The 12,009-nt window shown below is 67.7% G+C and carries 12 protein-coding genes; 9 read left to right on the top strand and 3 right to left on the bottom strand.

Going from position 1 to position 12,009, the window contains the following annotated elements:
* The first annotated feature begins 4 nt into the window (after positions 1–4).
* The 4 genes from AC5Y7E_RS22795 to AC5Y7E_RS22780 all read left to right on the top strand — a co-directional run bounded on the left by AC5Y7E_RS22795 (position 5) and on the right by AC5Y7E_RS22780 (position 4,077).
* The gene (locus tag AC5Y7E_RS22795) at positions 5–1,558 is read left to right on the top strand and encodes an HD domain-containing phosphohydrolase (protein WP_499950831.1); all 1,554 of its coding nucleotides are present in this window, start codon (positions 5–7) and stop codon (positions 1,556–1,558) included.
* A 48-nt stretch (positions 1,559–1,606) separates the two neighbouring features.
* Positions 1,607–2,371 (top strand): methanethiol S-methyltransferase, encoded by a 765-nt coding sequence (gene mddA / locus AC5Y7E_RS22790; RefSeq protein ID WP_499950830.1) that lies wholly within the window; start codon positions 1,607–1,609, stop codon positions 2,369–2,371.
* A 61-nt stretch (positions 2,372–2,432) separates the two neighbouring features.
* Positions 2,433–2,915 carry a cation:proton antiporter regulatory subunit gene (locus AC5Y7E_RS22785; RefSeq protein WP_499920310.1) on the top strand — a complete coding sequence of 161 codons (483 nt, stop codon included), beginning with the start codon at positions 2,433–2,435 and terminating at the stop codon, positions 2,913–2,915.
* Positions 2,916–2,970: 55 nt separating this feature from the next.
* Positions 2,971–4,077 (top strand): cation:proton antiporter, encoded by a 1,107-nt coding sequence (locus tag AC5Y7E_RS22780; protein ID WP_499950846.1) that lies wholly within the window; start codon positions 2,971–2,973, stop codon positions 4,075–4,077.
* A 6-nt stretch (positions 4,078–4,083) separates the two neighbouring features.
* On the opposite strand, the gene AC5Y7E_RS22775 is transcribed toward AC5Y7E_RS22780, so the two are convergent.
* A complete protein-coding gene (locus tag AC5Y7E_RS22775; RefSeq protein WP_499950829.1) occupies positions 4,084–4,647 on the bottom strand; it encodes an Rv3235 family protein in 564 nt (187 codons plus the stop codon).
* Between the two features lie 210 nt (positions 4,648–4,857).
* Here AC5Y7E_RS22775 and AC5Y7E_RS22770 point away from each other — a divergent pair, with 210 nt between their 5' ends.
* The 5 genes from AC5Y7E_RS22770 to AC5Y7E_RS22750 all read left to right on the top strand — a co-directional run bounded on the left by AC5Y7E_RS22770 (position 4,858) and on the right by AC5Y7E_RS22750 (position 10,363).
* Positions 4,858–6,279, top strand: a complete 1,422-nt coding sequence (locus tag AC5Y7E_RS22770; RefSeq protein WP_499950828.1) for a WS/DGAT/MGAT family O-acyltransferase — start codon at positions 4,858–4,860, stop codon at positions 6,277–6,279.
* A 41-nt stretch (positions 6,280–6,320) separates the two neighbouring features.
* On the top strand, positions 6,321–7,172 hold the full coding sequence (gene ppk2 / locus AC5Y7E_RS22765) for a polyphosphate kinase 2 (RefSeq protein WP_499950827.1): 852 nt from the start codon (positions 6,321–6,323) through the stop codon (positions 7,170–7,172).
* A 2-nt stretch (positions 7,173–7,174) separates the two neighbouring features.
* Positions 7,175–7,705 (top strand): DUF6912 family protein, encoded by a 531-nt coding sequence (locus AC5Y7E_RS22760; protein WP_499920303.1) that lies wholly within the window; start codon positions 7,175–7,177, stop codon positions 7,703–7,705.
* 136 nt (positions 7,706–7,841) lie between these two features.
* The gene (locus tag AC5Y7E_RS22755; protein WP_499950845.1) at positions 7,842–8,993 is read left to right on the top strand and encodes a ferredoxin reductase; all 1,152 of its coding nucleotides are present in this window, start codon (positions 7,842–7,844) and stop codon (positions 8,991–8,993) included.
* Between the two features lie 86 nt (positions 8,994–9,079).
* The gene (locus AC5Y7E_RS22750) at positions 9,080–10,363 is read left to right on the top strand and encodes a fatty acid desaturase family protein (RefSeq protein WP_499920302.1); all 1,284 of its coding nucleotides are present in this window, start codon (positions 9,080–9,082) and stop codon (positions 10,361–10,363) included.
* Positions 10,364–10,471: 108 nt separating this feature from the next.
* Here the strand turns inward: AC5Y7E_RS22750 and AC5Y7E_RS22745 are convergent, their stop codons facing one another.
* Complete coding sequence (locus AC5Y7E_RS22745; protein ID WP_499950826.1) at positions 10,472–11,296, bottom strand: hypothetical protein; 825 nt, start codon at positions 11,294–11,296, stop codon at positions 10,472–10,474.
* Positions 11,293–11,901, bottom strand: coding sequence for a TetR/AcrR family transcriptional regulator (locus tag AC5Y7E_RS22740; protein ID WP_499950825.1), 609 nt, complete (start codon positions 11,899–11,901; stop codon positions 11,293–11,295). Before AC5Y7E_RS22740 ends, AC5Y7E_RS22745 begins: the two co-directional genes overlap by 4 nt.
* Between the last annotated feature and the right edge of the window lie 108 nt (positions 11,902–12,009).

The following is a 12,009-nucleotide window of genomic DNA, read 5'->3' as shown; positions in this document are numbered from 1 at the left end:
CCTCATGTCGGAGCCCGAATTACCGACCCGTGCCGAGTTGCTGGCGGCGCTGTCGGTGGCGATCGACCTCGGCCTGGGCCAGCCCGCCGAGCACATGCTCCGGGCCGGGCTGATCGCGACCCGGCTGGCCGACCGGCTCGGTCTGGACGCCGAACAGCGCGACTGCGTCTACTACACGACCCTGATCATGTGGATCGGCTGCCACGCGGACTCCCACGAGTACGCGCGGTGGTTCGGCGACGACATTGCCGTGCGCCACGACTCGTATCTGGTCGACTGGTCAGGGATTCCCTATCTGCGCTTCCTGGCGAGCAATGTGGGTCGCGGCCAGCCGTTGGCGCACCGGATCACCGTGATGGCAACGTTGTTCGCCAACGCGCGGGGCCACATTTCCCGGTTGATCCACTCGCACTGCGCGTCCGCGGCGCTGCTGGCCGACCGAATTGGCTTGGGCCCCAAAGTGCAGGCCGCGCTCGCATTCGCGTTCGAGCGCTACGACGGCGGCGGGCTGCCCGCGGGCGCCCGGGGCGACGCCATTCCGATCCAGATGCGCATCGCCCAGCTCGCCGACATGGTCGAGGTCCACCACCGGACGTACGGCGTCGCGGGGGCCGTTGCGATGGTCAGCGCCCGACGCGGCGGCCAATTCGATCCTCAGGTGGTCGACGCCTTCGTCGGCGACGCCGACGCGATCCTGGCCGGCCCGCCGGCCGGCGAAGCGTGGGCGGCGGCGCTGCGCGAGGCGCCCGATCGTCAGCAGCCGCTCGACGACCGGTCGCTGGACACGTTGCTTGTGGCGCTGGGTGACTTCGTCGACTTGAAATGTCCTTTCACGCTTGGGCATTCGCGAGCGGTGGCCCGGCTCGCCGGCGAGGCCGCGCTGGCCGCCGGTCTTGGCCCCGACGCGATCGCGCTGACCCGGCGCGCCGGTCATGTCCACGATCTGGGCCGCATCGGGGTGTCGAATCACATCTGGTCTCGGCAAGGTCCGTTGAGCGCGTCGGAGTTCGAGCGGGTGCGGCTGCATCCGTATCTGACCGTGCGCATCCTCAGCCAGGTGCCGGGGTTTGCGCGGCTGGCCGAGGTCGCCGGCAATCATCACGAATGCCTTGACGGGTCGGGATATCCGCGCGGCCTGGCGGGGACCGCGCTGGGCCTGCCGGACCGCATTCTGGCCGCCGCCGTGTGCTACCAGTCCGCCTGTGAGCCCCGGCCGTATCGCGAACAGCTGTCACCCGCCGCGGCCGCGCGCCGGCTGCGCAGGCGGGCGCAGGCCGGCGAACTGGAATCGGTCGCCGTCGAGGCGGTGCTGCACGCGGCGGGGCAACCCGCGCAGCGGCCGGCCCTGCGGCCGGACGGGCTGACCCCGCGGGAGATCGAGGTGCTGTGCCTGGTCGCCCGCGGCGCGTCGAACAAGGAGATCGCGGCGGCGCTGGTGATCAGCGAGAAAACGGCCCGCAACCACGTCGAGCGGACGTACGCCAAAATCGGCGTCTCAAACCGCATCGGCGCCAGCATGTATGCCCTGCAGCACGGACTGGTGCTCGCCGAACAATGAGGCAATCGCCCCATGTTCTTCGCGGGCGATCAGGCGCACAATCAGCTAATGAAGCGTTACCTGACGGTCGGCTACGGCGCGGCCGCTTATCTGCTCTTTCTCGCCGTATTTCTGTACCTTGTCGCGTTCCTGGGCAACTTCTGGGTACCGCGGACGGTCGATCACGGGGTCGCGTCGCCCATCGGCGAGGCGGTGTTGGTCAACATGGTGCTGCTCGGCGTGTTCGGCCTGCAGCACAGCGTGATGGCACGGCCGGGGTTCAAGGCGCGGTGGACGCGCCTGGTGCCGCCGTCGATCGAGCGCAGCACCTACGTGATGCTGTCCAATGTCGTGCTGGTGCTGCTCTACTGGCAGTGGCGAACGATGCCGGCCGTCATCTGGGAGGTAGAGCCGCCGGCCGGGCGCCTGGCGCTGTGGACGTTGTTCGGGCTCGGCTGGGCGATCGCGCTGGCGTCGACGTTCATGATCAACCATTTCGACTTGTTCGGCCTTCGACAGGTTTATTTGGCTTGGCGCGCAAGGCCTTACACCAACCTCGACTTTCGCGTTCGGTTCTTTTACCGTCTGGTGCGACACCCGCTCATGCTCGGCTTCGTCATCGCGTTCTGGGCGGTGCCCACCATGACGGCCGGACACCTGCTGTTCTCCATCGCGATGACGGGCTACATCCTGATCGCTACGCAATTCGAAGAGCGCGACCTGGTGGCCGCGCTGGGTGACGAGTACCGCGACTACCGCCGTCAGGTGCCGATGCTGCTGCCGCTGGGGCGCCGGCCCCGCGGTGGGCCGACCCAACCGGCGGAGCTGCATTAGCTTTCGGGCGGCCGGCCGCGCCGGGCGACGGTGGCGCCGGGCGACCTGTCAGGATTGACGTATGGATGTCAAGGAGGTGTTGCTCCCCGGGGTCGGTCTGCGTTACGAATTCACCGATCGCAACGGCGACCGCATCGGCATCATCGCGCGGCGCAGCGGCGATTTCGACGTCGTCGTGTATGCGCGCGAAGATCCGGACGAGGCCCGGCCGCTGCTTCACCTCAGCGATCAGGAGGCCGAGGCCGTGGCCCAGATCCTGGGGGCGCCGCGGATCGCCGAGCGGTTCACCGAGCTGGCCCGCGAGATCCCCGGACTCGAGACGGGTCAGGTGCACATCCTGGCCGGCAGCCCCTTCGTCGATCACCCGCTGGGCGACACCCGGGCCCGCACCCGCACCGGCGCGTCCATCGTGGCGATCGTGCGCAACGAGGAAGTGCTCGCCTCGCCCGGGCCCGCCGAGATGCTGCATGCCCAGGACGTTCTGATCGTCATCGGCACCGAAAACGGCATCGCGGGCGTCGAGAAGATCATCGACAAGGGCTGAGCCGGTGCAGATTTCGGGGACGCTGCTATTGCAACTCGGCGCCCTCCTGGCCACTATGGCCGTATTGGGCGCTGCCGCAAGGCGATTCGCGTTGTCGCCCATCCCGGTGTACCTGCTGGCGGGCCTGGCGCTGGGCAAGGGCGGCATCCTGCCGATGGCCGCCGGCGGACAGTTCATCACCACCAGCGCACCCATCGGCGTCGTGCTGCTGCTGCTCACTTTGGGCTGCGAGTTCTCGGTAGCCGAATTCTCCAGCAGCATGCGCCACCACCTGCCGTCCGCGGGCGTCGACATCGTGCTCAACGCCGCGCCCGGCGCGATCGCCGGCTGGTTGCTGGGGCTGGATGGCGTGGCCATTCTGTGCCTGGCCGGCGTCACCTACATCTCCTCGTCGGGGGTCATCGCGCGGCTGCTGGAAGACCTGCATCGGCTCGGCAACCGGGAGACCCCGGCGGTGTTGTCGGTACTGGTGCTCGAAGATTTCGCGATGGCCGCCTATCTGCCGCTGTTCGCGGTCCTGGCCTCGGGCGGCGGATGGCTGCACGCCGTCGCCGGCATGGTCCTGGCGGTCGGCGCCCTGATGGCGGCGTTCGCCGCGTCCTATCGCTGGGGCCACCACGTGGAGCGGCTGGTGGAACACCCCGACTCCGAACAGCTCATGCTGCGGGTGCTGGGCATCACCCTGATCGTGGCCGCCATGGCGGAGTCGCTGCATGCTTCGGCCGCGGTCGGGGCGTTCCTGGTCGGGCTGACCCTGACCGGCGAGACTGCCGTGCGGACGCGCCAGGTGCTGAGCCCCCTGCGGGACCTGTTCGCCGCCATCTTCTTCCTGGCGATCGGCTTTTCGGTGGACCCGCACGAATTGGTTCCGATGCTGCCGGCGGCGCTGATCCTGGCCGCCGTGACCGCGGCGACCAAGGTGGCCACCGGGATGTTCGCCGCCCGGCACGACGGGGTGGCGCGGCGCGGGCAGCTGCGGGCGGGCACCGCGCTGATCGCCCGCGGTGAGTTCTCGTTGATCATCATCGGATTGGCGGGCAAGTCGCTGCCTGCCGTCGCCGCGCTGGCGACGTCCTACGTTTTCGTCATGGCGATCGTGGGACCCGTCCTCACCCGTTACACCGGCGGCCCGCGGGCGGCCGGCGCCGCACCGGTCAACTGACCGCCGTCACCCGATGTGCAGGGCCACCACCATCCACCGGCTTCCGCCCGCGGCAGCGGTGACCTGCTCGACCCGGCAGGCGATGGCGTGCATCCGGCTCCCGCGGCGGTAGGAACCGAACACCTCGGCCGCCGAATCCGGCTCCGGGTGGCCGGCCGGCTGCAGCCGCATCCGGCGCAACACCGCCGCGTCACGACTCCGGCTCGCGGCCGAACGGCCAAGCGCGGCTACCGAATCCACCAGACTGGGCGCCAGCAGGGGATTCAACTGGGCGGCGGGACGGCGGCGGTCGATGACCTCCAGCACCCGGCGCAGCGCGGCGTCGGCGAAGACGGCCGCTTGACGCAGCCGTGGGGACATGACCGCGCCAGGATCCGATGCCGGCGCCCTGCTGGGCTGCCCGGTATAGGGGCGCGGCGGTGCGTGGCTGCTGCGGCGCCGCAACGCGGGCCGTGACGGTTGCCGGCACGGCGTGGCGGTGTGCGGCGCGTCCTGCGTCGGCGGCTCGTAGTCGACGACTGGTATGACGGTGAATGCGTCAGATGGCTTTGCAACCGGACTGGTGTTCAACGCGCACTCTCCAACTCTTCGGCCGGACCTTCAAGCCTGCTGGAGAGGGGCAGACAGCGGTTAGTCAGTGGTCATCATGGCACAACTCCGCCGCACGCGTACCCACGCTGACTTGGCGCACGGCCGCACGATTACCGTGGGCGGGACATCGGGCCCCAGGGGCCCAGGGCCCCGGGACGGGCGTCGAACTGACCAGGAGGACAGCGCCGCATGGTGACTCGCTTGTCCCCGCCGGACGCGTCGTTCTTTCGGCTGGAGAACACCGCGACCCCCATGTACGTCGGATCGCTGGCGATCCTGCGTCGGCCCCGCGCCGGCTTGAGCTACGACACGCTGCTGGCCACGGTCGAGCAGCGGCTGCCACAGATTCCGCGCTACCGGCAGAAGGTGCGGGAGGTGCGGGTCGGCACGGCCCGGCCGGTGTGGCTGGACGACAACGACTTCGACATCACCTATCACGTGCGGCGCTCGGCGTTGCCCTCTCCGGGCAGTGACGAGCAGCTGCACGAGCTGATCGCGCGGCTGGCCGCGCGGCCGCTGGACAAGTCGCGCCCGCTCTGGGAGATGTACCTGGTCGAAGGCCTGTCCCAGAACCGGTTGGCCCTCTACACAAAGTCGCATCAAGCGCTGGTCAACGGCATGTCGGCGCTGGAGATCAATCACGTCATCGGCGATCGGACGAAACGCCCGCCGCCTTTCCCCGAGGACATCTGGATACCGGAGCGCGACCCCGGCAACACCCGGCTGGTGCTGGGCGCGATCAGTGAATGGGTCACGGGTCCGGGCGCGCAGCTGCAGGCCGTCGGGTCGATGATCGGCGGGCTGGTGACCAACCACACAGAGCTGCTCGACGCCGGCCGCCGGGTCGTCGACCTGGTGCGCACCGTGGCCCGGGGGACCGCGCCCAGCAGCCCGCTCAACGCGACCGTGTCGCGGCACCGGCGCTTCACGGTCGCGCGGGGCAGGCTCGAGGATTACCGCACCGTGCGCGCGCGCTATGACTGCGACGTCAACGACGTCGTCCTCGCGGTCATCGCCGGCGCGCTGGGGAATTGGCTGATGTCCCGGGGGGTGGCGGTGTCGTCGACCGCGACGGTGCGCGCGATGGCGCCGCTGCCGGTCTACGACGACGGCGACCTCGACGCCAGCGGTCCCGGTCAGGCGATCAGCCAGGTGATGCCGTTCCTCGTCGACCTGCCGGTGGGAGAGCCCAACGCCGTGGTGCGGCTGTCGCAGATCGCGCACGCGACCGAGGCGAACCCGACGGCCGCGCAGCTGGTGGACGCCAGGACCATCGTCACCCTGTCAGGTTTCGCCCCGCCGACCCTGCACGCCATGGGCACTCGGGTGGCGACCAGTTTCCCGAGCTTCTCCAAGCGCACGTTCAACCTGTTGATCACCAACGCGCCGGGTGCGCAGTCGCAGATGTACATCGCCGGCACAAAGTTGCTGGAGACCTATGCGGTGCCGCCGTTGCTGCACAACCAGGCGCTGGCCATCGGGGTGACGTCGTACAACGGCGAGCTGTACTACGGTATCAACGCCGACCGTGAAGCCATGAGCGATGTCGACCTGCTGCCCGGGCTGCTGAACCAAGCGCTCGAAGAACTACTCGAGGCGTCCCGCTCCTAGTCGGCGGTGAAAACCCCTGCGTGCGGCTATCATTCGTTGCTGTGAGCACCGCGAAAAGTGATGGCGCGCCGAACAAGAAGAAGTCGGCTCGACAGGCCGTGCCCAAAATCTCCGACGACGTCTACGAGGCCGAATTGTTCCGGCTGCAAACGGAATTGGTGAAGCTGCAGGAGTGGGTGCGGCAATCCGGGGCGCGGCTGGTGGTGTTGTTCGAGGGCCGCGACGCCGCGGGCAAGGGCGGTGCCATCAAACGGATCACCGAATACCTCAGCCCTCGAATCGCACGCGTCGCCGCGCTGCCGGCGCCCTCGGATCGTGAACGGGGGCAGTGGTATTACCAGCGCTACATCGCGCACTTGCCCACCAGGGGCGAGATCGTGCTGTTCGACCGGTCCTGGTACAACCGGGCGGGCATCGAGAAGGTGATGGGATTCTGCACGCCGCAAGAGTATGCGCTGTTCATGCGGCAGACGCCGATCTTCGAGCAGATGCTGATCGACGACGGGATACTGCTGCGCAAGTACTGGTTCTCGGTCTCCGAGGCCGAACAGCTGCGCCGGTTCAAAGCGCGGCTCAACGACCCGGTGCGGCGATGGAAGCTGTCCCCGATCGACCTCGAATCGGTATACCGGTGGGAGGACTACTCACGAGCCAAGGATGAGATGATGGTGCACACCGACACCCCGGAAAGCCCTTGGTATGTCGTGGAATCCGACATCAAAAAACACGCGCGACTGAACATGATGGCCCATTTGTTGTCCACCGTCCCTTACCGCGATGTCGAGACGCCCAAGGTCGAGCTGCCCGAGCGTCCCGTCGTCAGCGATGACTACCAGCGCCCGCCGCGCGAACTGTCGACGTACGTCGACGACTACGCGGCCACGCTGATCTGACCATGACGGTCGTCTACATCCCCGCCACGCTGCCCATGTTGGCGCAGCTCGTCGCCGACGGCTCGCTGCGCCCGGTCAACGGCACCGCGTTCGCACTGACGCCGCGGTTGCGCGAGGCCTACGCCGAGGGCGACGACGACGAGCTCGCCGACGTGGCGCTGCGCGAGGCGGCGCTGGCGTCGTTGCGGCTGCTGGCCGCCCGCGAAGCGGAAGCGGCGGAGGGGACCGGCGCGTCATCGGAATCCCTGCGGCCGCGCCGCGCGGTGCTGGCCGCCGAGGTCGAGGACGTCACGTACCGTCCCGACCTCGACGACGCGGTGGTCCGGCTGTCCGGGCCGGTGCCGATCGGCGACGTGATCGCCGCCTACGTCGACAACGCCGGGGCCGAACCGGCGGTGGCGAAGGCCATCGAGGCCGTCGACGCCGCCGACCTGGGCGATGAGGACGCCGACCTGATCGTCGGCGACGCGCAAGACCACGATCTGGCCTGGTACGCCAACCAGGAGCTGCCATTTCTGTTGGAGCTGATGTGACGCCCAGGTGAGGTGATCCGCGTCGCTGCGGTAGCTACGACACCGTAGGTTACGGTACCGTAGGTTTCGTGAGGCGCACAGAATGGATCACAATGTGAGCGCAAGTCAGACGACACATCGTGAGCAGGAGCTTCCCCTGGGCAGACGTAACCCATCGATCACGGGCAACGTCGTCGACACCAAGCGGCCTGTTGTCGCCGGCGCCGACCGGCACCCCGGCTGGCACGCGCTGCGCAAGCTGGCCGCTCGCATCACCACGCCGCTGCTGCCCGACGACTACCTGCATCTGGCCAACCCGCTCTGGTCGGCGCGCGAACTGCGCGGCCGGGTCCTGCAGGTGCGCCGCGAGACGGAAGACTCCGCGACCCTGGTCATCAAGCCGGGCTGGGGCTTCAACTTCGACTACCAGCCGGGCCAGTACATCGGCATCGGGCTGCTCATGGACGGGCGCTGGCGCTGGCGGTCGTATTCGCTCACCTCGGCTCCGTCCGGCAGGTCCGGCTCCGGTTCGGCCCGCACCGTGACCATCACCGTGAAGGCGATGCCGGAGGGGTTCTTGTCGTCGCACTTGGTGGCCGGCGTCGAGCCGGGCACCATCGTCCGGCTGGCCGCCCCGCAGGGCAACTTCGTGCTGCCCGATCCGGCGCCCGCGTCGATCCTGTTCCTCACCGCCGGATCCGGGATCACGCCGGTGATGTCGATGCTGCGGACCCTGGTGCGCCGCAACCAGATTGGTGACATCGCTCACGTGCACTCGGCACCCACCCAATCCGATGTCATGTTCCGGGCCGAGTTGGCCGCGCTGGCCGCCGAGCATCCCGGTTACCGGATGCAGCTGCGCGAGACGCGCACGCAGGGTCGGCTCGACCTGTCCGTGCTGGATCGGCAGGTGCCGGACTGGCGCGATCGGCAGACCTGGGCCTGCGGGCCGGAAGGCATGCTCGCCGAGGCCGAGCGCGTGTGGTCAGCGGCGGGCATCGGCGAGCGCCTGCACCTCGAGCGGTTCGCGGTGTCCAGGGCCGCACCCGACGGCGCCGGCGGAACGGTTACCTTCGCCCAAAGCGGACGCACGGTAACTGCCGATGCGGCGACGTCGCTGATGGACGCGGGCGAGGGCGTGGGTGTGCAGATGCCCTTCGGCTGCCGGATGGGGATCTGCCAGTCGTGCGTGGTGAGTCTGACCGAGGGGCACGTCCGTGATCTGCGGACCGGCCAGCAGCACGACCCGGGGACCAGGGTGCAGACCTGCGTGTCTGCGGCTTCGGGCGATTGCGTCCTCGACATTTAGATGCTACTCATTGGTAACCTACGCATTCGTAGGTTACGATAGCGTAGGTCTAGTACCGACCGAACGACCGCAGGGAGATGACGACGATGGCGATCACAGACGTCGACGTATTCGCCCATCTGACGGACGCCGACATCGAAAGCCTGGCCGTTGAGCTCGATGCCATCCGCCAGGACGTGGAAGACTCACGCGGCGAGCGGGACGCTCGCTACATCCGCCGCACCATCGCGGCCCAGCGCGCGCTGGAGGTGACCGGCCGGCTGCTGCTGGCCGCCGGCTCGCGGCGCTCGGCCTGGTGGGCGGGGACGGTGACCCTGGGCGTGGCCAAGATCGTCGAGAACATGGAGATCGGCCACAACGTCATGCACGGCCAGTGGGACTGGATGAACGACCCCGAGATTCACTCCTCGACATGGGAGTGGGACATGAGCGGGTCGTCCAAGCACTGGCGCTACACGCACAACTTCGTGCACCACAAGTACACCAACATTCTGGGAATGGACGACGACGTCGGCTACGGCCTGCTGCGCGTCACCCGCGACCAGAAATGGAAACGCTTCAACGTTTTCAACCTGGTCTACAACACCATGCTCGCGCTGCTCTTCGAGTGGGGAGTCGGGCTGCAGCATGTGGAACTCGGCAAGATCGCCAAGCGGCGCATGGACAACGACGAAGCCCGGCAACGCGTCGACGAGTTCTTGGCCAAGGCCGGCCGGCAGGTGCTCAAGGACTACGTCGCGTTCCCGGCGCTGACGTCGTTGTCGCCGGGTGCCACGTACATGTCCACGTTGAAGGCCAACGCGCTTGCCAACGTGATTCGCAACGTGTGGGCCAACGCGGTGATCTTCTGTGGCCATTTCCCCGACGGCGCAGAGAAATTCACCAAGACCGACATGATCGGCGAGACGAAAGGGCAGTGGTACCTGCGTCAGATGTTGGGCAGCGCCAACTTCGAGGCCGGCCCGGCGCTGCGTTTCATGAGCGGCAATCTGTGCCACCAGATCGAGCACCACCTGTACCCGGACCTGCCGAGCAACCGGCTGCACGAGATCTCGGTGCGGGTGCGTCAGGTTTGCGACAAGTACGACTTGCCCTACACCACAGGCTCTTTCCTGTTCCAGTACGCCAAGACGTGGCGCACGCTGGCCAAGCTCTCGCTGCCGAACTCCTACCTGCGTGACGACGCCGACAATGCTCCGGAGACCCGCAGTGAGCGGATGTTCGCCGAGCTCGAGCCCGGTTTCGTCGGCACCGATCCGGCGACCGGCCGCCGCCGCGGTCTGAAGTCCGCGATCGCAGCGGTGCGTGGTTGGCGGCGTGGAAAGCAGGCGGCTGCGGCCCGCCGTGCCGACGACGATCTGGCCGCCTAACCGCCGGTTGGCTTTCGGGCCGAGCCTGCGCACCCCAGCGCGCCGAACGTGTTCTCAGGGCGAAGATTTCGCCGATTTGTCGCCCTCAATGCACGCTCGGCGCGACCGTCAGGGGTGTGTGACGAGGTAGGTCTCGTTGTTCAGGCCGACGGTCAGTTCCTCGACATCGAAGGGGCGGTCCAGCCGTGCGTGCAACGCCTTTGGATCGACCAGCAGGCTTATCTCCGCGGTTTGACGGGCGAAGAGTCTTCCGATAAGCGGGTAGATTCGGCGCATGATCGCCCGCTCCGCGGGTGTGCAGCGTGATGCGCAGTAGCCGACGTGGCCGATCTCGTCGGTGAGGATTTCGCTGTAGAGCAGTTCGATCCGTTCGGCGACTACCGGTTCGTCGGCGAAAAGCCTTATGCCGGCGCGTCGTAACTCATCGAACAGGATGCATCCCGCCATCTCCGCGGCTCCGACGAACAAGAAACCGAGCCGTTCGGGCAGGAATACGTTCGCTTTGACGAACTGGCGGATGACGAAGGGCGGCGGGACGACCTGGAAGGTCAGATCGAAGACGTCGAGGGCGTAAGCCAACAGCCGGGTGTGGTAGTGCTCCTCCAGCTCGAGGTAGACGCGCTCGGGCGGCACGCTTTCGTCGCTGTTGCGCCCGTACGTCTCACCCAGTCCCACACCGAAGCGCTCCGCCTGATTCAGCTTCGCGGTCGCCAGTAGGAAAAGCATCTTCTCGTCGAGGCCGGGTTCGGGGCGCCGGCGTCGCAGGTTGCGCAGGAAGGTGGTTCGGTCCGCGGGGTGGGCTGACCGAATGGGGTTGGCTTCCAGGCCGTTGAAGAACTCCTCGCGATTGGCAAGCCGTCTGTTGAGCAGATCGGTCTCGCCGTCACGCTTGGCCAAGAAGTCCCGGTAACCCTCGATGCCCGTGCGATTCATCGCTTCTCCATTCCTTTGACAATCGTTGACACGTAATGGCGCAACAGCGTTGCGTCGTGGGCCCCGGTGGCCAGCAGCGCGAAAAGTCCGGTGAGGAAGAACGTTGCGAGTTCCGCTGCATCGGCGGTGGAGTCGACCTGTCCCGCGTCCTGGGCCCGACTTATGACGCCCACCAGAAATTGTCCGAGCGGGTGCTGCGCGAACTCGTCCTCGATGGGACGGGTAGAGGAGAAATGCAGTCCGAGCATGTCCCGAAACACGGCTTCGCCCAAGCGCCTTTCAGCACTGAGCACGTGGGGCACGAGTTCGGAGAGCACCGCCTCCAGATCACCGCCGGCGTCGCCGAATTCACTGATGATTCGGGTCTCCTCGAGGCGCTCCACCTCGATGAGGACGTGCTCCTTGGTCGGGAAATGGAAATAGAACGTCCCCCGGGCCACGCCGGCCTCGGCAACGATCGCGCTGACATCGGCGGCGGCCACGCCGCGCCGCGAGATCTCGGCCAGCGCCGCGTCGAACAGGCGGGCGCGGGTTTCCAGCCGTCGCGCCTCGCGGACGCCCCCGGCCGGCGATCCGGTCGCGGGCGGCGTCGGTGGTGACTGCATGGAAGCACCGTACGCCACTCGCTGACGGTCGTCAATGACGGGTGTCAGTCAAGCGGATAGGCGCTCGGCTTTCGGGTAGTCGATTACGCTGTCGCCGCGCCGCGGCGC

The organism is Mycobacterium sp. NGS17 (assembly GCF_059813205.1).
The sequence above is the reverse complement of the archived record's forward strand: the minus strand, read 5'-3'. Positions and strand labels throughout refer to the sequence as shown.

Coding starts and splice junctions, on each gene's coding strand:
- mddA (WP_499950830.1), top strand. CDS start 1,607: ATGAAGCGTTACCTGACGGTCGGCTACGGCGCGGCCGCTTATCTGCTC.
- AC5Y7E_RS22785 (WP_499920310.1), top strand. CDS start 2,433: ATGGATGTCAAGGAGGTGTTGCTCCCCGGGGTCGGTCTGCGTTACGAA.
- AC5Y7E_RS22780 (WP_499950846.1), top strand. CDS start 2,971: ATGGCCGTATTGGGCGCTGCCGCAAGGCGATTCGCGTTGTCGCCCATC.
- AC5Y7E_RS22795 (WP_499950831.1), top strand. CDS start 5: ATGTCGGAGCCCGAATTACCGACCCGTGCCGAGTTGCTGGCGGCGCTG.
- AC5Y7E_RS22740 (WP_499950825.1), bottom strand. CDS start 11,901: ATGCAGTCACCACCGACGCCGCCCGCGACCGGATCGCCGGCCGGGGGC.
- AC5Y7E_RS22750 (WP_499920302.1), top strand. CDS start 9,080: ATGGCGATCACAGACGTCGACGTATTCGCCCATCTGACGGACGCCGAC.
- AC5Y7E_RS22760 (WP_499920303.1), top strand. CDS start 7,175: ATGACGGTCGTCTACATCCCCGCCACGCTGCCCATGTTGGCGCAGCTC.
- AC5Y7E_RS22745 (WP_499950826.1), bottom strand. CDS start 11,296: ATGAATCGCACGGGCATCGAGGGTTACCGGGACTTCTTGGCCAAGCGT.
- AC5Y7E_RS22770 (WP_499950828.1), top strand. CDS start 4,858: ATGGTGACTCGCTTGTCCCCGCCGGACGCGTCGTTCTTTCGGCTGGAG.